Genomic DNA, 22,022 nt, shown 5'->3' on the forward strand with positions numbered 1-22,022 from the left:
AAATATATGAATCAATTTCTAACAAGAAGATCTTTTATTCTAATTCCTATTATGTCAATCTTAAAAATAATCTTTAAGCCCATGCAAGTATTAGCTTCTTCAATTGCTTCCAAAGAAGCGTGGAATTTATCAAAAGACGAATGGAAATCCAGGCTTAGTCCAGAATCTTATTATATTTTGCGGGAGGAAGGAACTGAAAGAGCTTTTAGTAGCGAATTAAATAATGAGAAAAGAAAAGGGGTTTTTCACTGCGCAGGATGTGATTTACCACTTTTTCTCTCAGATAAAAAGTTTGATAGTGGTACTGGATGGCCAAGTTTTTGGGATTCAATTCAAGGATCAGTTGCAACTAAAGTTGATTTTAAGTTGATTGTTCCAAGAACCGAATATCACTGCTCTAGATGCGGAGGTCACCAAGGACATGTTTTTAATGATGGGCCACTTCCTACAGGCAAAAGATACTGTAATAACGGATTAGCATTAAGATTTGTTTCTGAGTAAAAATTTGTGCGGCCTTCCGCAACTTGTTTTGTTCATCACTTTATTGGAAAATAGTTTTATTAAATTTTTAGAAAAATGATTGAAAATCAATCAGACAATATTGATATTAAAGAAAATGATGTTTCTAATCAGGATAATGCCCCTGAGGATAATTCATCTGCTGAAGATAAAATAATCGAAAATGATGAATCATCTTCAGAAAAAACAGAAGAAATAAATACCGAAGAATTAAAAAATACTATCTCCAATAATGATGCAAGGTTAGAACAGTTAGAAAAAGAGCACGAAACATTAAAAAATCAATATGTAAGAATTTCAGCAGATTTTGATAATTTTAGAAAAAGGCAGTCTAGAGATCAGGATGATTTAAAAGTCCAACTTGTTTCTAAAACTTTAACTGCAATACTCCCAATCGTTGATAATTTTGAAAGAGCAAGACAACAACTAAAACCAGAAAGTGAAGAAGCTCAAGCCCTTCATAGAAGTTATCAAGGATTGTATAAACAATTGGTAGAAGTTTTAAAACAACAAGGAGTTGCCCCTATGAGAGTTGTTGGCCAGCAATTTGATCCAAATTTGCATGAAGCTGTATTAAGAGAGCCGAGTGAAGAGTTTAAAGAAGATTTTATTGTAGAAGAATTACAGCGAGGCTATCATTTAGAGGGAAAGGTTTTGAGACATGCTTTGGTTAAAGTTTCCATGGGGCCAGGTAAACAAAATTCACAAGAGGAAGTAGAAAAGGATACAGTTGAAGAGAGTATTGATTCAGAGGAAAATACTTCTGAAGATGTATAAATTCCAAATTTTTACTTGAGCGTTGTTTAATGGCTGATTTTTATCAAATACTTGGAGTTTCACGAGATGCTGATGCTGATACCTTAAAAAGGGCTTATAGAAAATTAGCAAGACAATATCATCCTGACGTTAATAAAGAACCTGGTGCTGAAGATAAATTTAAAGAAATTGGCAAGGCTTATGAAGCATTAGCTGATCCTGAAACTAGAGCTAGATATGATCAGTTTGGAGAGGCTGGTCTTGGAGGTGCAGCTGGAATGCCTGATATGGGCGATATGGGTGGGTTTGCAGATTTATTTGAAACCTTTTTTAATGGCTTTGGAGGGCAAACTCCACAGGGAGGAAGAACTCAAAGACGAGGTCCTCAACAAGGAGATGATTTAAGATATGACCTTAATGTTGATTTTAAAGATGCAATATTTGGCCAACAAACAGAAATTACAATTCCTCATCTTGAGACATGTGAAGTCTGTAGGGGAACAGGTGCCAAACCAGGAACCGGACCGAAAACTTGCACAACTTGTGGAGGAAGTGGACAAGTTAGAAGAGCCACGAGAACACCTTTTGGGAATTTCACACAAGTAGCTGAATGTCCTTCATGTAATGCAACTGGTCAAATAATCTCAGATCCATGTACAAGTTGCGGTGGTAATGGAGTAAAGCAAGTCAGAAAAAAATTACGAATTAATATTCCTGCAGGAGTTGATACTGGTACTAAATTAAGAGTTTCCGGAGAGGGAAATGTTGGTTTGAAAGGAGGTCCACCTGGGGATCTTTATGTTTTTATCAAGGTGAAGAATGATTCGAAATTAAAAAGAGATGGTGTGACTATTTACTCAGAAATAGTTGTGAGTTATTTACAGGCAATTTTAGGAGATACTGTTGAAATTACTACAGTTGATGGCAAAGTTAATTTAAAAATTCCTAGTGGTACGCAACCAAATACAACTCTTTCACTTGAGAATAAAGGGGTACCTAGACTTGGTAATCCAGTTGCCAGAGGAAATCATGAAGTTCTAGTAAAGGTAAAATTGCCAACTCGTATAACTGAAGAAGAGCGAAATCTTTTAGAGGATTTAGCTTCTCAGTATTCAGATAAAAATATCAATTCCAGTAGTGGACTATTTAGTAAATTATTTGGTAAAGAATCTTAATGATTTCTTTAAAGTATTTGGATCTGAAATCTGTTCCATGTCCTTTAAATGTCGTCAAGATTAAATTGGCTTTAGAGAAGTTATCCAAAAATGAACAACTTATTGTTGAATTAGATAAAGGTGAACCAGAAGAAATGGTATTAAAAAATTTAGAAGAGATGGGATGTTTCTATGAACAAATCAATGAATATGAAAAAATTTTAAAAATAAAAATTCTGAATGAAAACTAATAGTAAACATTTAGGTTTAGTTACGAAAAAATTTAATGAATTTTTCTTTGTTGACCTAAAAAATAAAGAAAACTTTGGAAATAGCGAAAGATTTTTATGTAAGGTAAGAAAGTCTATACATTTCAAAGATCAATTTATTTATGTTGGAGATGAAGTAGAAATTGATAATATTGATTTAACAAGTAAGCGGGCAGTAATAGCAAGTCTAAAAAAAAGACAAAATTTATTAAATAGACCATCAGTTGCAAATATTTCTAACATTTATATTACTTTTTCAGTTGAAGAGCCAAAGTTAAATTTATCTCAAGTTAATAGGTTTTTGATATCAGCAGAATCTATGGGGGTAGAAGTGTCATTAGTTTTGACAAAGTGTGATTTAATATCAGACAAAAAACAGATTTTTTTACTTGATAAATTTAAGAAATGGGGTTATCAAGCAATTATTTTAAATTTACATAAATCTGATCACTTTGAAGATTTATTAGCTCAGTTAAAGAAAAAAAAGTGTTCGATTTTTATGGGCCCATCCGGTGTTGGTAAAACTACTTTGCTTAACAAGATAATTCCAGGTCTTCAAAATAGTACTGCTCCAGTTTCCAATAAAATTAAGAGAGGGAAAAACACTACTCGAAATGTTGAGTTATTTTCCATATCTAATCAAAGTTATATTGTTGATACACCAGGTTTTAATATGCAACCTCTTGAGGTTGATAGTAGGTTGATACCAAATCTTTATTCGGAAATATATAAACAAGTAATCGATGAAGGAATTAGGTGTAAATTTCGGGACTGCTTACATTTGAATGATGAGGGCTGTAATTTAAATAAATCTTTTGAAAGATATTCTTTTTATAAAGAAATGATCGAGTCTTCTAAGAGTCACTATTATCAAAACCCGGAAGATTAAGATTTAATCCACCAGTTAAATCATTCATTCTTTCTTTCATAGTGGTAGTAGATAATTCATGAGCTTTTTGAATGGCTTGTAAAATATTTTGCTCTATTTTTTCTATATCTGAATTTACAATATTTTCTTGCACTTCTACTTTTAAAGGAAGTTGGTTGCCACTTATCCAGACTTTTACCATTTCATCATCACTTTTTCCTTCAATCTCCATACTTTCAAGTTCATCTTGTAATTTTTGAGCATCTTGTTGAATTTGTTTAGCTTTTTTAAAAGCTTCTGTAAGTTGTCCAAAGTTAGGAAGTCCAAAACCCGCCATTGTATAAAAAAGTTTCTTTAATTAGGATAGTCAAAACCAATCATTCTTACTTCCGGTTGCAAAAAAATCCCCTTTTTTTGTAGTACTTTTTGTTGAATTACAGTTATTAATTCATGAATATCTTTTGAACTTGCTGAAGAATTGTTAATTATAAAATTTGAATGTATTGTAGAAATTTCTGCTCCGCCAATTTTAAATCCCTTTAAACCCATATCATCAATTAATTTTGCTGCAAAACTATTTTCAGGATTTTTAAAAACACTACCAAAACTTGGTTGATGATATGGCTGTGTTTCTGTTCTTAATTTAAGGTTATTTTTGGTTGTTTGAATTAATTTTTCGTGATTTCCATTAGGCTCAAAATGTAGTTTTGCACTAATAATTCCTAAATCATTATTTTGAAAAGAGCTAAATCTATACTCAAAAATTATATCTTTTGTGTCGATTTCAAGTGTTTCATTAGTGTTATTATTAATTACTTTCACAGAAATAAGATTTTTTGCTAGCGATAAATTACCTGTACCAGCATTCATATAAATTGCTCCTCCCAATGTTCCTGGAATTCCGACAGCCCATTCTCCTCCTTGTAATCCATTTTTAGCGAGAGAATTGGATAATGTTGGGAGCATTACACCTGCTTCCGCTTCAACAATTCCTGAATATGGCTCTATCTTTAATGACTTCATTTTTTTTGTACATATAACCAAACCTTTTATGAAAATATTATTTATTAAAAGATTTGAGCCTGCACCTATTATTTGGCATCTTTGATTGTTTAAATTAGCCCATTTTATTAGATATGAAAATTCGTCAATGCTCCTTGGTTCAGCAAAGTATTCAGCTACTCCTCCAACTTTTATAGTTGTATAACTACTTAAATTGCAGTTCTCAGAAAAAATCTTCTTATTCATAAATTAGTGAAGTATTTAATTGTTTTTCCCATTTAAAATTGACCAGAAATGATGACAATCACCAGCTCCCATATTCAGAATTAAATCCCCTTTTTTAGTTAATTCGTAAAAGTTCTTTGTAATTTCATGATAATTATTTATGAAAATAACATTTTTATTTTGTTTATAAATTAGATCAGTGATAATTTTTGAATTAATTTTATCTTTGTTTACTTCCCCGGCTCCATAAATACTAGTTACGTAAATAACATCTGCTTTTGATAACTCTTCAGCAAATTCTTTCGCAAATTGCTTGACTCTAGAGTATCTATGAGGTTGAAATACAGCTATTAATCTACTTTTAAGAGATTTATTATTACATTTGTTCTTGATAAATAACCTACCTAATTTAATGGTCTCTTTTATTTCGTTTGGGTGATGTGCATAATCATCATATAAAGTTCTTTTATCTATTTGGCCTCTGAATTCAAATCTTTTTTTTGGCAGTTTAAGGTATTTAATATTTTGCTTAATTTCTATAAAATCTACACCGATCATTCTTGAAGCTGCCAATGCAGCAGTGATATTCGATAAGTTATGTAATCCTGGAATTGGAATATTTAAACTACTAATAAAATTTCCATTTTCATAATATTCCCCAATCGTATGATCTTCATTAATTTCAGTCGGGATTAAAGCATATGCTACGTTGTTTGCTGTAGTGTTTGACCACTGATTATCAGAATAAAAATTATTTCTTGTGGTTTCACAATCAAAATTAAGTAATAATTTCTTAGAATTTGTAGCGAAATCTTTAAAAGAAGATATGACTTCACCTATATTAGAAAAATGATCGCAATGATCAAAATCAATGTTATTGATTATTCCAATATCAGATTTGTATTTATCTAGTGTCCCATCTGATTCATCGACTTCTGCCACTAAGAATTTTGTATTTTCTAAATGGCAATTAGAGTTGTAGATAGGGATTATTCCTCCTGTTATTGAAGAAGAGTTATGCGTACATAATTCCAGTAGTGTAGAAAGAAATGTACTGGTTGATGTTTTGCCATGGCTGCCAGCTACTGCTAATGCCGTATAAGATTGCATTAACATTGAAAGGATATCTGAACGATGTTTTATTGTAAAATTTTTTTTTCTACAGTACGATAATTCTTCATTTTCTGGTTTGATGGCAGAGCTTACAACAAAATTAATCAATTTGTTGTTAAATTTTGAAGTTATAAATTCAACATTTTGTTGACTTTGAGAATTAAAGATAACTGCTCCTAAATGTTCTAGTTTATTAGTCTCATTGTTTTTAACTAAATCCGATCCTGAAACTGAACAACCTTTCTTCCGTAAACCCATTGCTAATCCAGACATTCCAATGCCTCCTACTCCAATAAAATGAAAATGAAGTTTCTGAAGTAATTCGTTATTCAATGTTTATCTTTTACTTAAATCAAAATAACTTCTTACCAAAATTTTGGTATTTTTTCTTAAAAAAAAATGTTTTTTTTCTCGAATTAATACAAAACTAGACTTATTTGCTTAATAAATCAAAAAAACCTTACGTTATTGCACAAAATTCAGTATGATCAGCAACTTAGGTTAATCTTTTAGAAATTTTTAGTTATGACTTTGCGTGTTGCAATTAACGGCTTTGGCAGAATTGGTAGAAACTTTATGCGCTGTTGGCTTAGTAGAGGTGCTTACACCAATATTGAAGTAGTTGGTATTAATGTTACTTCAGATCCTAAGACAAACGCTCATCTTTTAAAATACGATTCAGTACTGGGTAAACTTGATGGCGTTGATATTCAATATACTGATGACACTTTTGTAATCAATAACAAAACAATTAAATGTTTTTCCGACAGAAATCCAATGAATCTCCCTTGGAAAGAATGGGGTGTAGATTTGGTTATTGAATCAACTGGAGTTTTCAATACTGATGTTGGGGCAAGTAAGCACTTGGAAGTAGGAGCAAAAAAAGTTATCTTAACTGCGCCTGGTAAAGGTCCTGGAGTTGGGACCTATGTAGTTGGAGTTAATGCTGATACATACAACCACAAAGATTATGATATTTTGAGTAATGCTAGTTGTACTACAAACTGTTTAGCTCCAGTAGTTAAAGTTTTAGATCAAACTTTTGGAATTAATAAAGGTTTGATGACTACGATACATAGTTACACAGGTGATCAAAGAATTCTTGATAATAGTCATAGAGATTTAAGAAGGGCTAGAGCCGCTGCTACCAATATTGTTCCCACTTCTACTGGTGCTGCTAAAGCAGTAGCACTGGTTTACCCAGAAATGAAAGGCAAATTGACAGGGATTGCAATGAGAGTTCCAACACCTAACGTCTCAGCGGTAGACTTCGTCTTCGAATCTTCTAAATCTGTCACAAGCGAGGAGGTCAATCATGCTCTTAAAGATGCTTCTTTAGGTTCAATGAAGGGAATTATTAAGTACGGTGATGAACCATTAGTGTCAAGCGATTATGCAGGCACTAATGAATCATCAATCGTAGATAGTGATCTTACTATGTGTATTGGTGATAACCTTGTTAAGGTCCTTGCATGGTATGACAATGAGTGGGGTTATAGTCAGAGGGTTGTAGATTTAGCTGAGATTGTTGCTAAAAAGTGGGAATAATTAAAAGTGTTTGAAAGGAGTATTGTTTAATAATTTAACTTTTTCATTATCTTTAAATTTTATTGATGGTTCACCATCGGTAAAGAAGCCAATTTCGTTAATATTTTTATCTAGTTTAGATAAATTCCTCGCCCATTTTTTGGGCAGAGAGAATACTAATTCGTAATCTTCACCTCCAAAAAAATAAAATTCATCCCATTTCACCCCTTTTGGCCAGTCCTTGTCTTTTGGTATTTTTTCGTAATTAATAATTGCTTGACAGTTGCTAGCGATTGCTAAATCTTGTACGGCTTGAAATAGACCATCACTACTATCAGTACATCCAATTTTATTTATTTTTTTATTGGAGCGAGTTTTAAGAAGATTTTTTAGAAAATTTGGGTTAACTTGAGGCCGACAAAAATGTTTAATTGATTTACTGATTAATCTTTCATTAAGAGACACATCATTATGAAAATTAATTTTACTTTGCATCATAAATCCTAGTTTGCTAAGACCATGAATTCCTGTAGTTAAGATAATTTCACCTGGTTTACATGCGTCTCTTCGCAATGCAAGTTCTCCTTGAATGCCTAGTGCTGTAATTGAGATAACTTTTTCATTCCCCATAGAGCAATCGCCTCCAAGAATTATCCCACCATATTCTTTTAAAGCTTTATTCATGCCTTTATATAACTCTTCTACCCAAACCCACTCAGTTTTAGAAGGTAGAATTAGACTTATTGTAATTCCTATCGTTTTCTTGCTACCACTGGATAATAAGTCAGAGATGTTACTGACAACTGCTTTCCATCCAAGGTCTTGAGCGCAAATAGTAATGTCATTGAAATGAACATTTTCTACTAATGAATCATTATTAACAAGTAATTTATTATTCTTAGTTTTGATTAAAGCGCAATCATCTGCAATTTGATCTTTAGGCATGAATTTTCCAAGCCTATTTATTAATTCTTTTTCTCCTATATCTTCTAGTAATTCTTTATGCATTTAATTTTAGGTTTTCAATCCCTTCTAAAACATCAATGGAGATAATTATGTCATCTTTAGTTAGCTCTTCTAATACATCAAAACCATCTATGACGTAGCCAAAGGCAGCATTCCTTCCGTCAATTAAATTTCGACCTGCTGGATTTAACTCTGCTTCATATAAAAAGAAGAAAAATTGCGATGAGCCATCATCAACTGCGGTACTAGAGTGAGACCAACCTAGAGTTCCCATTGTTGCAAAAGGTAATGTTGGTGTCTCTGTGTAAAGGCCTAAATCTTCAAAAGTTTGATTATAAAAAGTATCCTCTTCATCAGGAATTCTTATTTCTAGAGGAACGTGACGTTCTTTATTTGTATCAGGATCTATGTATCCAATTGCTTCGCCAATTGGATCACCTGTTTGCAGAACAAAAAATTCTTCTGCTCTATTAATAGGTAAATCCTTATAGAAGTTTTTTGAAGATAAATCTATAAATGCGCCTGCAGTAAGCGGGGCGTTAAATCCATCTACAATAGCTTGCATATCTCCTTTGGAGGTTTTGATATTTACTTTTGCTCTTCCTAATAATCTTGGTAGATTAGCAAATTCTTCAGGGATAGAGTGTGGAAATTGATTCGGTAGAAAATATTCTTCTAATCCACCTAGTTTATCTAAAGCCTCTTTTCGGGTTGTCACAAATGAGTACTTATCCTTTGATTTAGCATAATTTTGAAGGTTATCAAAATTGTCTTTAAGCTTTAAAAATGTTTTTTCAGCAATTTTCTGTTTTTCATTTGGTAATTCTTGAATAATTTTAATTTGGTATTTTTTTAGTAAAGATTGACATTTTGTAACAGTTTTAGTAATAGCGGGCCATCTTCCTCCTCTTACAAGGTTGCTAGTTTCTTCTAATTTGTGTTGAATTTCTTGCAACTCAACTTGCTTGATAGGGAGAGCGTTTCTTAGGATTGCGTTAGGGTCTTTTACCGCATTTCCAGTCGGTAAATCGGCTAGAACTTGAATCGGTTTGAAAAGAAAAACCTGTAAAATTATGATTGAAATAAATAAGAAAAGTTTGTTCTGATTTGATAAGAATTTTTGCATAGCACTCTTGCAGGTTTATGATCCTTGGGGATGTAATACAGGAATGATTTCCAGTAACGATTTTCGCACAGGTACCACCATCGAATTGGATGGACAAGTTTGGCGTGTTGTAGAGTTCCTACATGTCAAGCCTGGTAAGGGTTCTGCGTTCGTGCGAACAAAATTAAAATCAGTTCAAAGCGGCAACGTGGTTGAAAAAACTTTTCGAGCCGGAGAATCAGTACAGCAGGCTATCCTTGAGAAGTCTAACCTCCAACACACTTATGTGGAGTCTGGAGATTATGTTTTTATGGATATGACAAGTTTTGAAGAGACAAGACTATCCGTTGAACAAATAGGTAAAGGCGCAAAGTATTTGAAAGAAGGAATGGAGGTTAATGTTATTTTCTATAATGGTAAAGTTTTAGAAGTGGAACTTCCAATATCTATTACTTTAAAAGTTACAGAGACTGATCCTGGAGTTAAAGGCGATACTGCCAGTGGGGGCACGAAACCAGCTATTCTAGAAACAGGTGCTCAAGTTATGGTTCCTTTATTTATTTCTGTTGGAGAAATGATTAAAGTTGATACTCGTAACGATAGTTATCTTGGACGTGAAAATTAATGGCTATGAAATTAGATCATGAAGACTTAAATCGCTTAATAGAGAAAATCTCAACAAGCGATATTCAAGAATTCTCACTGGAGGGAGAAGATTTTAAACTTGAAATAAAACGGAATTTATTTAATCAGAACCAATTTACTAATAATTCAGTTCCTAATAATTCATATGATAGGCAAACAATTGCTAATCAAAAAGCCATCAATGATAATGCCTCATTAGTTAATGAGCCTGAGACGACTCAAGTAGCCCCTCCTGGACGCTCAGACCTTACTGAAGTAACTTCTCCTATGGTTGGAACCTTTTATAGGGCTGCAGCCCCAGGGGAGGACCCATTCGTTGAAGTAGGAAATAAAGTTAAGGTCGGTCAAACTATTTGTATTTTGGAAGCTATGAAATTAATGAATGAAATAGAATCTGAATTTAACGCTGAAATAGTAGAGATTCTTGTTGAAAATGGAACGCCAGTTGAATTTGGTCAAGTTTTAATGCGTGTTAAGCAGTCTTGAATTTTTAGTCATTTCTATGGCAGCCTTTATAGCCTCAATCATGCTTTGAGATTGAGCTATTCCTTTGCCAGCAATGTCAAATCCCGTTCCATGATCTGGAGATGTTCTTATAAAAGGTAAACCTATTGTTGTGTTGACTGAGTAATTAAGAGCTATAACCTTCATTGGTATTAATCCTTGATCATGATACATAGCAAGAATGCCATCATGTTTTTCAGTATCTTTTTGTCTCCAAGCTTTGGCGGCAGAATTCCAGCAACTATCTGGTGATAATGGGCCTATTAATTTAATATCTCTATTATTTTCATTCCAAGCAATCAATGCATCATTAAGCCAATCTATTTCTTCATTACCCAAAATACCTTCTTCGCCAGCATGAGGGTTTAATCCAGCAACTTTTAAAGTAGGTTTCTCAGTATATGTCATACAAAACTCCTTGAAAAGATCTAATTTAGCGTGAATTAATTGTGTATTTAGGCTTTTTGGTACCTCATAAAGTGCTATGTGGGTTGTAGCTAGTAAGGTATTGAATCTCCAACCTGTAATTGGTGATTTAGCTGTGAATAACATACCAACATTTTTTACTCCACATGATTTTGCTAATACTTCAGTCTGCCCGGAGAAGTGATGACCAGCTAGAGACCATGATTTCTTGCAAATTGGGCCAGTCACAAGTGCTGAATTAGGATATTGTTTTACAATTTCAATTGCTTTTGTTAAGTAATAGAAACTTGAATCACCATAACCTGATTTAGATTCATTATCAGATGAAGAAATTTTGAGATCATGGATTTGTAAATCATTAGGATTTGCGAGGTTTTCCAATCCTAGACCTCTAAGATGTGTATATGTATTTTGTAGATTTTTTTTTGAACCAACTAATATAAACTCAATATTTTCTTGTATCTCATGAGAATAAAGAGCTTTTAAAATTATTTCAGGTCCTATACCGGATTCATCTCCGACGCTTAATACAATTTTAAGTGTATTCTTAGAATTTTTAATATTCATAAAGAGTGTTAATTTATTTGTTTAACTATTTAAAAAGCAGTTTTTCAAGCCTAATTTATAGTTTTTATAAATTAGTTTATATCCAAGTGTTTCGCATAATAGTTTATTAGAAACTCTTCTATTTTCCATCCAAAACGATTGAGCTATAGGTGACAATTTCTGTTTTGCATCTTCAAATAATATTGGCTTTGGCATTTCTAAACCAAGAAGATCGTAACAAAATTGAATCACTTCTATTTGAGAACAGGGTTCATCATCTGCAATATTAATAATTTGGTGAAACTTTAAAGAATCTTTATTTTGTAAAATATAAATAATTGCATTTGTAATATCAGCAACATGAATTCTTGAAAATACTTGATTTTTTTTAGAGATAACGCGAATTTTTTGATTTCTGATTGCTTCAAAAGTGGATCTTCCAGGTCCATAAATACCGGGCAACCTAAAAATTTGTACTGGCAAACCAGATTCAATCCATTCTTTTTCGCAATTTAATCTATTATGACTTCTTTTTTGTAAAGGATTAGTTTGATATGTCTCAGAAACCCAATCCCCTTCAGTATTTCCATAAACTCCTGTTGTAGATAAATATCCAACCCACTCAAGGGATAAACTTTGTAGTGTACTTTGCAGACTTCCTAATACTGGATCATTGCCATTTTTGTCGGGAGGTATGCAACTAAGAATATGCGTGACTCCATCAAAAATTTTTTTATCAGGAACTATATTATTTTCACTGTTAAACACAAAACTATTTGGATCTCTGTTTTCAGATCTTGAACTTGTCAAAGCAGTACAGCCTAATTTTCTTATGGTTTTTGCAAAAAAACTACCGCTAAAACCACATCCTAAGATTAAAAATTTATTTTTATTTTCTAGTAAACTTGCTAAATTCTTCATATGGCATTAAAGTAGTACATATGTATTATTAAATGATGAAGATAGCTGTTAAACCTGATTTAAAATCAAAAACTTTTGCTGCTGCAAAAAGTTATACTCTTTTTAAAGAAAAAGAAATAGGTTTAGTTAATATTAAATTCTACCAAAAATTATTTGTTGTCCTTATTTTATTGTCTACATTTTTAATATTCCCAGAATCTCCAAGAGAATTGGAAAACATATGTGAAAGCTATAATTCTAGGAAATTGTGTAATGTTTGGTAGTCAAGCTGCTTTATAATTTGTTTCGTCTATTTCGTAATTCTTATTACTAACCTGAAAATTAGGATTAGCCCATTGCAATAATCTTATAGCTAATCTTAAATCTCCTTCTAACCAAGCTCTAATAGCCATTGCTCTTCTAGGATCATAAAATTTTTGTCTTCTATACCAATACAAAGCATTTTCATCTGATTTGTCCCCGTTACAAGAAAGACATGCAGGTACACAGTTTTCTGTCGTACTTAAGCCACCTTGGCTACGTGGTAAAACATGGTCAATTGATTCAGATGGTTTCCCGCAATATATACAACTTTTTCCTGTAAATCTATGAATTGACTTTCGCCATTGTCTAAATCTGAACTTAGGACATAAATCCTCTAAAAATACCGCATCATTAATATGCATTCAGACTATTTAATTAAATAAATAATGGCTTGAATATATCAAAAGTCAATATTTATTTATTATTTTTTAGCTGAAATTCGACCATAAAAATATAATTTAGTGTTGGTAGATACAAAATAAAATTTACTACATATCTAATTAAAAAATTAAAAAAAAGCAGAGCTTTAATTAATAGCTGTATCTTTCAATTGTCTCTTCTGAATATTCTTCATTAGCTTCTTCTAATTCTTTTTCTAACCTTTTCTTATTTTTTTCTCTCTGTTGAGCTTCTTTTTCTTTTCTTTCTTCTTCGTTTTGTATATCTCTTATTAGTTTTCTATTTGGATGAAGTTGATCTAGATATTCAACACAATAGCTGAAGGTTTCTCTATCTCTAATTACTGATTCAGTAATTTGTGCTGCTGCTTGTTTAGGTGAGACTTTGAAAATTCCTCCTTTTTGCTTTTTTATATATGTATATGCTGCATCCCAACTACTTTCATGATCATTACCACCATCTCTCATAGTACAGAAAATTTCTGCTCCAAATGATCCTGCATTAACTTTTAATGTTTGGATTGATATGGGAGATATTATCCCTAGGGTTAAAAAAATTAATTTTTTTTTAAATCCTTTCATTTAAGTTTTCCTCCTATTTAAAAATATCTTTTATTAAAAATATGTCTATAGATAATTAAGATTTTATTACTCCAAATAAGTTCAAGCATTTCACAACTAAAGGAAGAATTAGTAGCACAGTAATCAATCTAACTGCGTGTAATGTAGCGACTGCAGCTCCAACTCCATATTCAGAACCTACAAGACTCATCCCGCTAATACCTCCTGGTGCAGCTCCAAGAATTGTTGTTATCACATCTATATTAAGTAATCTGCTTGTCCATAAGCCAATTACCAATCCTGTAATAACTAAAGTAAAAGTTATTAAAATGGCAGGCTTCCATAAGCTTTGAAGATCAACTAATGAGTCTTGAGTTAAGGATGTACCAATAACTGTTCCAATTCCAATTTCTAATATTGTTCTTGTACCAATTGGCCAATCTGCTACATCGACCTTTCCACTGATACTCAGTATGCTTGCGCCTATTAAAGCGCCTGCAAGAGGAGCCGCAGGGATACCCGTTTTTAGAGCTAATGCTCCAAAAATCCCCCCTGCTATTAGGTAATAGATTAGATTTATGTTTGACATGAATTTTAAAGATGTTTGGACATAATATTAGAAAAATTTATTTTTGATTGGGTTTATACTCAAATTATATTTTTGCTTTCCTCTCATAATGTCCCCTTTTGTTGGCATAATATAATTTAAAGCATGAATTTTATGTCTTCTCAAATTTCATACAAAGCAAATAGAAGCCTCATAAAGAAAAAATTATCTTTTTTTGAGGGTGGCCACCAGCTTGAAAAATTAGAGTTTGCTCTTGCAATAGCTCAAACTAACGGAGATAAAAAAAAATCATTAGTTCTTCGAAAAAAGATAGTTGAATTAGGCGGAAATGTTGAAGAACCAGGGACTTAACTCATTTTGTCTCAAGAAATTTAGATGCCACTACTAATGCTTCACCAGCTTCTTGAACAGTGATTTTTCCCAGATCAAGAAGTGAATTACTGATAGCAGAAATTACTGTAATGATATCCCTGTCATTTACATACCCTAAATGTCCGACCCTAAATATTCTTCCCTTCAAGTGATCTTGGCCACCAGCAAGTAGGATATCAAACTTATTTCTTATTGTCTTTCTAAATTCTTCAGCATCCATTCCTTCAGTCTTTATTGCAGTAATCGAAGGGCTTAAACATTTTTCATCAGCAAATAATTTTAGATTTAAAGCTTTTACTGCATTGCTCATTGCTAATTTATGTTTATTATGCCTAGAGAAAATGTTTTTTAAACCTTCTTCTCGCATCATATTTAAAGCTTCATCTAAAGCAAAAACCAAATTAACTGCTGGAGTATATGGATTACTGTTACTTACAAGACTCTTTTTGTAGGATTTTAAATTTAAATAAAATTTTGGTAAATCAGATTTTTCTGTAGCTTCCCATGCTTTTTGGCTCATTGCTATAAAACTTAGGCCTGGGGGAATCATATATCCTTTTTGTGATCCTGAAGCAACGACATCTAATTGCCATTCATCTACGGGTACATTGCACGCCCCAAGACTTGTGACGCAGTCAACAATAGATAATGCTGTATTGTGTTCCCGAATATATGAGCTTATGGTTTCTAGATCATTAATGACACCTGTTGAAGTTTCAGAATGAGTTAAGATAACTGCTTTTATTGCTTTTTGTTTATCTTCTTCTAATATTTTTTTGAATTCTTCTGGATTAAGGGGAGTACCCCATTCGGAATCAATTTTTATTACGTCTAACCCAAATGTCTTAGCAACTTTTACCCATCTTTCGCCGAATTTTCCATTTTCTCCACAAATTACTTTATCACCTTTACTTAAAGTATTTATTATTCCAGCTTCCATTGCGGCAGTTCCACTACCAGTAATTGTTAGAACATCATTTTGAGTTTGATGAAGCCACTGTAAATTTTTAGTGGTACTTTCTACGAGCTCTTGGAATTCTTTACTGCGATGGCCGATTGGATGCTTACTTAATGCTTGTAAAACTTTTTCTGGAACTGGTGTGGGTCCAGGAATCATCAATGATAATTTTTGTTGTATGGCCACTTTTTGTTAAATAGGTCATTCTTAGATTAGTTCTCATTATATATTTTTCAATTACTTGATTTGAAAAAAGGATTTTCTTTACCTTTGTGGGTTGCTGGTGCTTCTAGGTCAGCATTAAAAAAACTAGTAGGGTTTCCATTTGATAATTATGAACTAATAAAAATCCCTAATGAAAAAAAAGAAATAAAAATCGAGATTCATTCTGTTGGTTTAATTAAAGGTGACTCACATGCTTTAGGAATTTCCTTTGCAAAGTCTGGATTAGATCTTGACATTACACAAAACTTAGAAATATGGACAATAGCCTCTTTAGAAAAAATTTCTTTGAATAATCTTGTTCAAAGAAATCCAATAAATATTATTGCAGGATCTGGTGTAGGTATCAAAGAGAATACATCAGAGATATGCATTTCTAATTTTGCTAAAGAACTTTTATATGATAATTTATTGGATATTATTCCAGAAGGTTTTAATTTAAATTTAGAAATTATTTTCCCAAATGGGGAGTTTTTAGCGGAAAGAACTAGTAATAAGTCATTTGGAATTGTAGATGGATTATCTATTATTGGAACTTCTGCTGAGACTTATTCGAGTGCTTCACCTGATCAATTAGAAGAGGCTAAAACGGAGCTAGCAAAGTTAATTAAAAATGATTTTAAAGGGAAAGTTGTTTTTGTTATTGGTGAAAATGGCCTAAATTTGGCAAAAACTTGTAATGTTAAGTTGCCAATTATAAAAGTTGGTAACTGGTTAGGGCCGCTAATAGTTGATGCTGCAATAAAAAAAGTTAAAACTGTGATTCTTTTTGGTTATCACGGAAAATTAATTAAATTAGCAGGCGGTATTTTTCATACACATAATCATATAGCTGATGGAAGAATCGAGATTCTTGTTTATTTAGCCGTTCAAGAAAATTTACCACCTGAATTAATAGTTAACTTGTCTACCTTAAATACTCTTGAAGATGCCTTATTAGTGCTTGAAAGATTTAATCAATATATAGCTGAAAAATTATTCCACAATTTATCTAATACGATTGAAAAGCGTTCTTTTGCATATGTTAATAGGTATGTAAAAACAGATATGAAAATTGCAGCAATCCTTTTTGATAGAAAAAGGCAAATAAGGTGGTCGGGTACTAACGGTAATGATTATATTTCTTATTTTAAATAAGATGAATTTTTAGTTGATTATGCTTTTGTAAATAAATTGAGCTAACTTTTATACATGAGTCAAACATCTTTAAAAAAAGAACGAGATCCTTCAATATTAATTTTAGATTTCGGATCTCAATATTCTGAATTGATTGCAAGAAGAATCAGAGAAACTAATGTTTATTCTCTTGTAGTAAGTAACTGTATTTCAATTGAGGAAATTAATGATATTAATCCTAAAGGGATAATTTTGAGTGGAGGGCCAAATTCTGTATATGACCAAAATGCGCCTAAATGCAATGAAAAAATTTTTGATTTAGGAATCCCTATTCTTGGCATATGCTATGGAATGCAATTAATGGTTAAAGAACTTGGAGGATCCGTTACTTCAGCCACAAAAAAAGCTGAGTATGGGAGAGCACCAATAAATATAGATTTAGAATCTGAACTCCTTTCTGATGTAAAAGATAACTCTATAATGTGGATGAGTCATGGCGATTCAATTAACTTTTTGCCTGATGGATTCAATAAAATTGCTCATACCGAGAATACACTCCATGCAGCAATTTCAAATGATAGAAAGAAATTATTTGGCGTACAATTTCATCCTGAAGTTATTCATTCAGAGTTCGGGATGACGGTAATTAAGAATTTTGTCTATAAAATTTCTAGTTGTCCGGTTGATTGGACAACCGAAACTTTTTTAGAGGAGACAATTCCCAGGATAAGAGAGCAAGTTGGTAATAAGAAAGTTTTGCTTGCCTTGTCAGGAGGAGTTGATTCGTCAACTCTTGCTTTTCTACTTAATAAAGCAATTGGAGATCAGCTTACATGCATGTTTATAGATCAAGGGTTTATGAGAAAAGGTGAACCGGAATTTTTAATGAATTTTTTTGATAAGAAATTTCATATAAAGGTTGAATATATTAATGCTAGGGAAAGGTTCATTGCCAAATTAAAAGGGATTACTGATCCAGAACAAAAAAGGAAAATTATTGGCGAAGAATTTATTAGAGTATTTGAAGAAGAAAGTAATAGATTGGGACCTTTTCAGTACTTAGCTCAAGGTACTCTCTATCCTGATGTTATTGAAAGTGCTGGTACTAATATTGATCCCAAGACAGGTGAGAGAATAGCGGTCAAAATCAAGAGTCACCACAATGTGGGCGGATTACCAAAAGATTTACAGTTTAAATTAGTTGAACCATTAAGAAAACTTTTTAAAGATGAAGTTCGAAAATTGGGAGCTGCTTTAGGTTTGCCTGATGAAATCATCAAAAGACATCCATTTCCAGGACCAGGATTAGCAATAAGAATTTTGGGTGAAGTGACCAATGAAAAACTAGATTGTTTAAGAGATGCAGACTGGATAGTGAGAGATGAAATTAAAAAAGCAGGACTTTATAATGATATTTGGCAAGCTTTTGCAGTATTGTTACCTGTTAAAACTGTAGGAGTTATGGGTGATAAAAGAACTTATGCATGGCCAATAGTTTTACGCTGTGTATCTAGTGAAGATGGTATGACAGCAGACTGGTCAAAAATACCTTTTCAAATTTTGGAGAGAATCTCAAATAGAATCGTAAATGAAGTAGTTTCAGTTAATAGAGTTGTTTATGATATTACAAGTAAACCTCCTGGAACTATTGAGTGGGAATGAAAAGTAGGTCATAAACCTAGTTATAGACTAAAAAAAAATGGTTTCACGTGGGTTTCACGAGTAATTTTGGTATTCTGTGAGCATCAGATTAGTATCCTTTAGATTTAAATGCTAAGAGAATTCCTAAAAAATACATCTCAAGGATTAAAAGATGGTATCCCTAGTTTTTATAAAGGTCATCCTTTAGCGATTTCTATTAGGGAAGACGGTAGGAAAATAATAGAATCACTTTTGCCAAATCATTTTGAAGATTATAAAGTTGAAGGTTCTGCTGGTAGAGGAAGATGGGCAGATATTCCATGGGTAGCAATTTATAATTGTTCTATTACGGATAAAGCAAGTCAAGGTTATTATCCTGTTTATTTAATTCCAAATTCAAGTAATAAAATCATATTAGGTTTAGGGCAAAGTTTTCAGGAAGCAGAGAAAGAGTATGGGAAGGATTCAAATCAAAATTTAGATAAACAGGCAGAGATAATGCGTATGAAAATTTCTGAATTTAAAAGTTTCTTTTCTTCATCTAAACCAAAAATTGAAATTAATGGGCGTTTAAATTACAAGAGTGGTCATGTTTACCATATTGAATATGATGCTGCAGACCTACCAAGCGAAGAAGAGTTAGTGGGTAATCTTCATAATATGCTTGATGCTTATGAAACATTATTTTTTCGAGGGGGTAGAGATAGTGATAATTTTTTAATTGGTGAAGAACAAAATGAGAATATCACTATTGAAGAAACATATAAGAAAAAAGTTCATTATTTAATTGAAAGACCAAGCAGTGCTCAAATAAAAAAAATTAAAAAAGAACTTGGATTTGTTTGTCAAAGTTGCAATTTTGATTTTCAAAAAATTTATGGAGATATCGGTAAAGAATATATTGAAGCACATCATTTAGTTCCAATGTCGGAATTAAAAAAGGGTGAGACTAGAAAATTAACTAAGAAAGATTTTGCTGTTTTATGTTCAAATTGTCATCGAATGATTCATAAACTAAAAGACTCTAGTGATTTAGAACAATTAAAGAATTTGATAAAAAAATGATGATTCAACGTAGGTTTTACGTGGAAAAATTTGTGTTATAATTAACTTAAACCCATTGATATAACTGTCTTTTTTATTGACCTTTTTTGAGGAACTATTGAGTGGGAATAATTGGAGTTTATTTATTAATGTTTTCCTATGCAACTAGTTTATCCGTTTTAAGGAGAATCTAACCCTCTCTTAAAAGATTATGATACTTTTTAGAAGCTTTTAATTTACTAAGTCTTTTTTTAAATCTTAACTGCTTACACTCAATATCTTTAATTTCCCAAAAGCAAACAAAGCCTTCATATTCAGGATTTTTCAAGTCTTTTTCGAAAACTATGAGATTATCATTCTTTTCGTTAATAAAAGTTCCTTCTGGAAACATGATTATTAAAGTACTTAGATTCAGATAACTATCTCTTTTCTGCGTGTCAAGGATCTAAATAAGATAAAAAATAAGCTAAATTTAAATAAAATTTGTCATTTTAAAATTAATATAATCTTTTATCAAAGTTTCAAACGATTTAGATTTTAACCACTATTATTTTGAATGAGCAAAAGAAATTTTCTATTTTCATAGTTATTCAAAATAGCTTTTTTTTATAAGATGATATGTAAAAAGTGATGAGCGGTATTATTAAATTAAGTAGAACTACTGTTGAAAAATATCTTAGTTGCCCAAGATGTTGCGTACTTGATAAAAAATATAAAATAAAACCACCATCATTACCATTCACCTTAAATATAGCTGTAGATAATTTATGTAAAAATGAATTTGATTATTACAGAAGAATTCAGGAGCCTCATCCTTTAATTATTGAACATGGTCTTGATGCTATTCCTTTCAAACACAAAGATTTAGAACGTTGGAGAAGTAATTTCCAAGGTATAAGATATAAGTCAATAGAACATAATTATGATTTTGGTGGAGCTGTGGATGATATTTGGCAGAAAAAAAATGGTGAGCTTATCATAGTTGATGTAAAAGCAACATCTAGAAATAATTTTGATTGGTCCGAGACTTTTAATAAATACGAATATGCAAAGGCTTATAAGAGACAATTGGAAATGTATCAGTGGCTATTTAAAAAAAACGGTTTTCAAGTTGCTAATGAAGCTTATCTTTTATATTTTAATGGAAAGAAAAATGAAGAGGCCTTTAATAATCAATTAAATTTTGATGCACATTTAATTAGATTGAATTGTTCTTCATCATGGGTAGAAAATAAGATAATCGATACAGTCAATTTATTACGATCCGACATTTTCCCCAAACCTTCATTAAATTGTGAATACTGTAATTATTTAAAAAAGCGTTGGCAGTTATCAATAACTTAAAACTCATAGGAAATATTTTTGATATTTCTGGAAAATTAGTGAATAAAAGATAATCTTTAATTAGATTATTAATTTAGACTATTGATAAAAGCGAAAAACTCTGAAAGAAAGATAACTAATCATCTTCAACAAGATGTAGTCAAAGTATCTGGTAAAACAATTTTCATTAATCCTTTTTTGTATTGGCGTAGATTTGATGAAAATACCAATAGATGGCTTAGAGAACCCGGTCAAATGTCAGAGGATCAAATTCAACCTAATAGAAATCGCTTTTATCCAGAAATAGAGTGGACTGAGTTAAGTAATGAGCAAAAGCTTATAAAAGATGCAACTGTTGAGATGTTTTTAAAAACTCTTGAATTGATAAGTACATTTCACCCTTATCTTAGTTCAGGTCAGCTACTAGAAGTTGAGAGAAAAATGGCGATTATAAAAAAGATTCCTTTTGAAAAGTGGGTTACAAAATCTTTCGCAAAAAAAGCAAGATTATTAGAAAATGAAAAAAGAAAATTTCAAAGAGAAAGGTTTTTTAGTAGTTGGAGGGAATGGCTTATGCTTGAAAATACTCAACAAGTGATTTTCCCATTAATCGTCACGATAATTATTTCAGCATTCATTGGCTGGTCTTTAGGAATATCTAAAAATAGTTGTAATCCTTATTTTGAACAAAATTTAGAGCAGTTAAATTAATTTGTTAATCTTATTTCTTCAGTATCTAACTTAATATTATTTTGATAAAAATTTTTTTTAATTTAAGATTGGAATATATAGAACAATGAATTTTAAAAATATAACTTTTATGAATCAAAAATACACTTCAAATGATATTCAAAATGATGAGTTTACTCATGATAATCAAGATATTGATTATCAAAATTTAATAACTAGACTTAAAGAGATAAGCACAACAATTACTCTATTGGAGAAAACAATATATAGATAAATTTAA

The 22,022-nt window shown here is 31.6% G+C and carries 28 protein-coding genes; 16 read left to right on the plus strand and 12 right to left on the minus strand.

Going from position 1 to position 22,022, the window contains the following annotated elements; all coding sequences use genetic code 11:
* Nucleotides 1-6 precede the first annotated feature (6 nt).
* The 5 genes from msrB to rsgA all read left to right on the plus strand — a co-directional run bounded on the left by msrB (nt 7) and on the right by rsgA (nt 3,587).
* Nucleotides 7-501 carry a peptide-methionine (R)-S-oxide reductase MsrB gene (gene msrB / locus HA146_RS00075; RefSeq protein ID WP_209107545.1) on the plus strand — a complete coding sequence of 165 codons (495 nt, stop codon included), beginning with the start codon at nt 7-9 and terminating at the stop codon, nt 499-501.
* A 75-nt stretch (nt 502-576) separates the two neighbouring features.
* Nucleotides 577-1,296: a nucleotide exchange factor GrpE gene (gene grpE / locus HA146_RS00080; RefSeq protein ID WP_209107547.1), complete on the plus strand. Its 720-nt coding sequence runs from the start codon at nt 577-579 to the stop codon at nt 1,294-1,296.
* A 29-nt stretch (nt 1,297-1,325) separates the two neighbouring features.
* On the plus strand, nt 1,326-2,450 hold the full coding sequence (gene dnaJ / locus HA146_RS00085) for a molecular chaperone DnaJ (RefSeq protein WP_209107549.1): 1,125 nt from the start codon (nt 1,326-1,328) through the stop codon (nt 2,448-2,450).
* Nucleotides 2,450-2,680, plus strand: a complete 231-nt coding sequence (locus HA146_RS00090) for a sulfurtransferase TusA family protein (RefSeq protein ID WP_209107552.1) — start codon at nt 2,450-2,452, stop codon at nt 2,678-2,680. Before dnaJ ends, HA146_RS00090 begins: the two co-directional genes overlap by 1 nt.
* Complete coding sequence (gene rsgA / locus HA146_RS00095; RefSeq protein ID WP_209107555.1) at nt 2,670-3,587, plus strand: ribosome small subunit-dependent GTPase A; 918 nt, start codon at nt 2,670-2,672, stop codon at nt 3,585-3,587. Before HA146_RS00090 ends, rsgA begins: the two co-directional genes overlap by 11 nt.
* Here the strand turns inward: rsgA and HA146_RS00100 are convergent.
* Genes HA146_RS00100 through murC form a run of 3 tightly spaced genes read right to left on the minus strand, consistent with a single transcriptional unit; the run spans nt 3,553 to nt 6,239 of the window.
* The gene (locus tag HA146_RS00100; protein WP_209107557.1) at nt 3,553-3,903 is read right to left on the minus strand and encodes a YbaB/EbfC family nucleoid-associated protein; all 351 of its coding nucleotides are present in this window, start codon (nt 3,901-3,903) and stop codon (nt 3,553-3,555) included. The genes rsgA and HA146_RS00100 overlap by 35 nt on opposite strands.
* A 17-nt stretch (nt 3,904-3,920) precedes the next feature.
* Nucleotides 3,921-4,814: a UDP-N-acetylmuramate dehydrogenase gene (gene murB / locus HA146_RS00105; protein ID WP_209107560.1), complete on the minus strand. Its 894-nt coding sequence runs from the start codon at nt 4,812-4,814 to the stop codon at nt 3,921-3,923.
* 15 nt (nt 4,815-4,829) lie between these two features.
* Nucleotides 4,830-6,239, minus strand: a complete 1,410-nt coding sequence (murC, locus tag HA146_RS00110) for a UDP-N-acetylmuramate--L-alanine ligase (RefSeq protein ID WP_209107562.1) — start codon at nt 6,237-6,239, stop codon at nt 4,830-4,832.
* Between the two features lie 192 nt (nt 6,240-6,431).
* On the opposite strand from murC, the gene gap reads away from it, so the two are divergent.
* A complete protein-coding gene (gene gap, locus HA146_RS00115) occupies nt 6,432-7,454 on the plus strand; it encodes a type I glyceraldehyde-3-phosphate dehydrogenase (protein WP_209107564.1) in 1,023 nt (340 codons plus the stop codon).
* On the opposite strand, the gene thiL is transcribed toward gap, so the two are convergent.
* Nucleotides 7,455-8,441 carry a thiamine-phosphate kinase gene (thiL, locus tag HA146_RS00120; protein WP_209107566.1) on the minus strand — a complete coding sequence of 329 codons (987 nt, stop codon included), beginning with the start codon at nt 8,439-8,441 and terminating at the stop codon, nt 7,455-7,457. It lies immediately after the preceding gene.
* A complete protein-coding gene (locus tag HA146_RS00125; protein ID WP_209107568.1) occupies nt 8,434-9,525 on the minus strand; it encodes a peptidylprolyl isomerase in 1,092 nt (363 codons plus the stop codon). The genes thiL and HA146_RS00125 overlap by 8 nt, the downstream gene beginning before the upstream one ends.
* Nucleotides 9,526-9,568: 43 nt before the next feature.
* Here HA146_RS00125 and efp point away from each other — a divergent pair, with 43 nt between their 5' ends.
* Both efp and accB read left to right on the plus strand, forming a co-directional pair.
* Nucleotides 9,569-10,129 (plus strand): elongation factor P, encoded by a 561-nt coding sequence (gene efp / locus HA146_RS00130; RefSeq protein WP_209107571.1) that lies wholly within the window; start codon nt 9,569-9,571, stop codon nt 10,127-10,129.
* A complete protein-coding gene (gene accB, locus HA146_RS00135; RefSeq protein WP_209107573.1) occupies nt 10,129-10,635 on the plus strand; it encodes an acetyl-CoA carboxylase biotin carboxyl carrier protein in 507 nt (168 codons plus the stop codon). Before efp ends, accB begins: the two co-directional genes overlap by 1 nt.
* Here accB and pdxA read toward each other — a convergent pair.
* Together pdxA and HA146_RS00145 are read right to left on the minus strand one after the other, a co-directional pair.
* Nucleotides 10,612-11,646, minus strand: a complete 1,035-nt coding sequence (gene pdxA, locus HA146_RS00140; protein ID WP_209107575.1) for a 4-hydroxythreonine-4-phosphate dehydrogenase PdxA — start codon at nt 11,644-11,646, stop codon at nt 10,612-10,614. The two genes, accB and pdxA, sit on opposite strands and share 24 nt — an antisense overlap.
* A gap of 21 nt (nt 11,647-11,667) precedes the next feature.
* The gene (locus tag HA146_RS00145) at nt 11,668-12,546 is read right to left on the minus strand and encodes an NAD-dependent epimerase/dehydratase family protein (RefSeq protein ID WP_209107577.1); all 879 of its coding nucleotides are present in this window, start codon (nt 12,544-12,546) and stop codon (nt 11,668-11,670) included.
* Between the two features lie 32 nt (nt 12,547-12,578).
* Here HA146_RS00145 and HA146_RS00150 point away from each other — a divergent pair, with 32 nt between their 5' ends.
* Nucleotides 12,579-12,809 carry a transcription factor TFIID gene (locus tag HA146_RS00150; protein ID WP_209107579.1) on the plus strand — a complete coding sequence of 77 codons (231 nt, stop codon included), beginning with the start codon at nt 12,579-12,581 and terminating at the stop codon, nt 12,807-12,809.
* Here the strand turns inward: HA146_RS00150 and HA146_RS00155 are convergent, their stop codons facing one another.
* The 3 genes from HA146_RS00155 to HA146_RS00165 all read right to left on the minus strand — a co-directional run bounded on the left by HA146_RS00155 (nt 12,810) and on the right by HA146_RS00165 (nt 14,397).
* Nucleotides 12,810-13,211 (minus strand): HNH endonuclease, encoded by a 402-nt coding sequence (locus HA146_RS00155; RefSeq protein ID WP_209107581.1) that lies wholly within the window; start codon nt 13,209-13,211, stop codon nt 12,810-12,812.
* Nucleotides 13,212-13,379: 168 nt separating this feature from the next.
* Entirely contained in the window at nt 13,380-13,829 is a 450-nt protein-coding gene (locus HA146_RS00160) for a DUF6554 family protein (RefSeq protein ID WP_209107583.1), read from the minus strand.
* A gap of 55 nt (nt 13,830-13,884) precedes the next feature.
* Nucleotides 13,885-14,397 carry an AbrB family transcriptional regulator gene (locus HA146_RS00165; protein ID WP_209107585.1) on the minus strand — a complete coding sequence of 171 codons (513 nt, stop codon included), beginning with the start codon at nt 14,395-14,397 and terminating at the stop codon, nt 13,885-13,887.
* Nucleotides 14,398-14,529: 132 nt separating this feature from the next.
* On the opposite strand from HA146_RS00165, the gene HA146_RS00170 reads away from it, so the two are divergent.
* Nucleotides 14,530-14,727, plus strand: coding sequence for a hypothetical protein (locus tag HA146_RS00170; RefSeq protein ID WP_209107587.1), 198 nt, complete (start codon nt 14,530-14,532; stop codon nt 14,725-14,727).
* A 1-nt stretch (nt 14,728) separates the two neighbouring features.
* Here the strand turns inward: HA146_RS00170 and HA146_RS00175 are convergent, their stop codons facing one another.
* Nucleotides 14,729-15,865 carry a pyridoxal-phosphate-dependent aminotransferase family protein gene (locus HA146_RS00175; protein WP_209107780.1) on the minus strand — a complete coding sequence of 379 codons (1,137 nt, stop codon included), beginning with the start codon at nt 15,863-15,865 and terminating at the stop codon, nt 14,729-14,731.
* An 87-nt stretch (nt 15,866-15,952) separates the two neighbouring features.
* On the opposite strand from HA146_RS00175, the gene cbiD reads away from it, so the two are divergent.
* The 3 genes from cbiD to HA146_RS00190 all read left to right on the plus strand — a co-directional run bounded on the left by cbiD (nt 15,953) and on the right by HA146_RS00190 (nt 19,750).
* Nucleotides 15,953-17,065, plus strand: coding sequence for a cobalt-precorrin-5B (C(1))-methyltransferase CbiD (gene cbiD, locus HA146_RS00180; protein WP_209107589.1), 1,113 nt, complete (start codon nt 15,953-15,955; stop codon nt 17,063-17,065).
* A 54-nt stretch (nt 17,066-17,119) separates the two neighbouring features.
* Nucleotides 17,120-18,706: a glutamine-hydrolyzing GMP synthase gene (gene guaA, locus HA146_RS00185; RefSeq protein WP_209107591.1), complete on the plus strand. Its 1,587-nt coding sequence runs from the start codon at nt 17,120-17,122 to the stop codon at nt 18,704-18,706.
* Between the two features lie 108 nt (nt 18,707-18,814).
* A complete protein-coding gene (locus HA146_RS00190) occupies nt 18,815-19,750 on the plus strand; it encodes an MrcB family domain-containing protein (RefSeq protein ID WP_209107593.1) in 936 nt (311 codons plus the stop codon).
* Between the two features lie 169 nt (nt 19,751-19,919).
* Here the strand turns inward: HA146_RS00190 and HA146_RS00195 are convergent, their stop codons facing one another.
* The gene (locus tag HA146_RS00195) at nt 19,920-20,120 is read right to left on the minus strand and encodes a hypothetical protein (protein WP_209107595.1); all 201 of its coding nucleotides are present in this window, start codon (nt 20,118-20,120) and stop codon (nt 19,920-19,922) included.
* A gap of 239 nt (nt 20,121-20,359) precedes the next feature.
* On the opposite strand from HA146_RS00195, the gene HA146_RS00200 reads away from it, so the two are divergent.
* From HA146_RS00200 to HA146_RS00210, 3 genes are all read left to right on the plus strand, one after another.
* On the plus strand, nt 20,360-21,073 hold the full coding sequence (locus HA146_RS00200; RefSeq protein WP_209107597.1) for a PD-(D/E)XK nuclease family protein: 714 nt from the start codon (nt 20,360-20,362) through the stop codon (nt 21,071-21,073).
* An 81-nt stretch (nt 21,074-21,154) separates the two neighbouring features.
* Nucleotides 21,155-21,763: a hypothetical protein gene (locus HA146_RS00205; protein WP_209107599.1), complete on the plus strand. Its 609-nt coding sequence runs from the start codon at nt 21,155-21,157 to the stop codon at nt 21,761-21,763.
* Between the two features lie 85 nt (nt 21,764-21,848).
* Complete coding sequence (locus tag HA146_RS00210) at nt 21,849-22,016, plus strand: hypothetical protein (RefSeq protein ID WP_209107792.1); 168 nt, start codon at nt 21,849-21,851, stop codon at nt 22,014-22,016.
* Nucleotides 22,017-22,022: the final 6 nt, after the last annotated feature.

The sequence above is a fragment of the Prochlorococcus marinus CUG1416 genome (assembly GCF_017695965.1).
Lineage (GTDB): Bacteria > Cyanobacteriota > Cyanobacteriia > PCC-6307 > Cyanobiaceae > Prochlorococcus_A.

Coding starts and splice junctions, on each gene's coding strand:
- msrB (WP_209107545.1), top strand. CDS start 7: ATGAATCAATTTCTAACAAGAAGATCTTTTATTCTAATTCCTATTATG.
- grpE (WP_209107547.1), top strand. CDS start 577: ATGATTGAAAATCAATCAGACAATATTGATATTAAAGAAAATGATGTT.
- dnaJ (WP_209107549.1), top strand. CDS start 1,326: ATGGCTGATTTTTATCAAATACTTGGAGTTTCACGAGATGCTGATGCT.
- HA146_RS00090 (WP_209107552.1), top strand. CDS start 2,450: ATGATTTCTTTAAAGTATTTGGATCTGAAATCTGTTCCATGTCCTTTA.
- rsgA (WP_209107555.1), top strand. CDS start 2,670: ATGAAAACTAATAGTAAACATTTAGGTTTAGTTACGAAAAAATTTAAT.
- HA146_RS00100 (WP_209107557.1), bottom strand. CDS start 3,903: ATGGCGGGTTTTGGACTTCCTAACTTTGGACAACTTACAGAAGCTTTT.
- murB (WP_209107560.1), bottom strand. CDS start 4,814: ATGAATAAGAAGATTTTTTCTGAGAACTGCAATTTAAGTAGTTATACA.
- gap (WP_209107564.1), top strand. CDS start 6,432: ATGACTTTGCGTGTTGCAATTAACGGCTTTGGCAGAATTGGTAGAAAC.
- thiL (WP_209107566.1), bottom strand. CDS start 8,441: ATGCATAAAGAATTACTAGAAGATATAGGAGAAAAAGAATTAATAAAT.
- HA146_RS00125 (WP_209107568.1), bottom strand. CDS start 9,525: ATGCAAAAATTCTTATCAAATCAGAACAAACTTTTCTTATTTATTTCA.
- efp (WP_209107571.1), top strand. CDS start 9,569: ATGATTTCCAGTAACGATTTTCGCACAGGTACCACCATCGAATTGGAT.
- accB (WP_209107573.1), top strand. CDS start 10,129: ATGGCTATGAAATTAGATCATGAAGACTTAAATCGCTTAATAGAGAAA.
- pdxA (WP_209107575.1), bottom strand. CDS start 11,646: ATGAATATTAAAAATTCTAAGAATACACTTAAAATTGTATTAAGCGTC.
- HA146_RS00145 (WP_209107577.1), bottom strand. CDS start 12,546: ATGAAGAATTTAGCAAGTTTACTAGAAAATAAAAATAAATTTTTAATC.
- HA146_RS00150 (WP_209107579.1), top strand. CDS start 12,579: ATGATGAAGATAGCTGTTAAACCTGATTTAAAATCAAAAACTTTTGCT.
- HA146_RS00155 (WP_209107581.1), bottom strand. CDS start 13,211: ATGCATATTAATGATGCGGTATTTTTAGAGGATTTATGTCCTAAGTTC.
- HA146_RS00160 (WP_209107583.1), bottom strand. CDS start 13,829: ATGAAAGGATTTAAAAAAAAATTAATTTTTTTAACCCTAGGGATAATA.
- HA146_RS00165 (WP_209107585.1), bottom strand. CDS start 14,397: ATGTCAAACATAAATCTAATCTATTACCTAATAGCAGGGGGGATTTTT.
- HA146_RS00170 (WP_209107587.1), top strand. CDS start 14,530: ATGTCTTCTCAAATTTCATACAAAGCAAATAGAAGCCTCATAAAGAAA.
- HA146_RS00175 (WP_209107780.1), bottom strand. CDS start 15,865: ATGATTCCTGGACCCACACCAGTTCCAGAAAAAGTTTTACAAGCATTA.
- guaA (WP_209107591.1), top strand. CDS start 17,120: ATGAGTCAAACATCTTTAAAAAAAGAACGAGATCCTTCAATATTAATT.
- HA146_RS00190 (WP_209107593.1), top strand. CDS start 18,815: ATGCTAAGAGAATTCCTAAAAAATACATCTCAAGGATTAAAAGATGGT.
- HA146_RS00195 (WP_209107595.1), bottom strand. CDS start 20,120: ATGTTTCCAGAAGGAACTTTTATTAACGAAAAGAATGATAATCTCATA.
- HA146_RS00200 (WP_209107597.1), top strand. CDS start 20,360: ATGAGCGGTATTATTAAATTAAGTAGAACTACTGTTGAAAAATATCTT.
- HA146_RS00210 (WP_209107792.1), top strand. CDS start 21,849: ATGAATTTTAAAAATATAACTTTTATGAATCAAAAATACACTTCAAAT.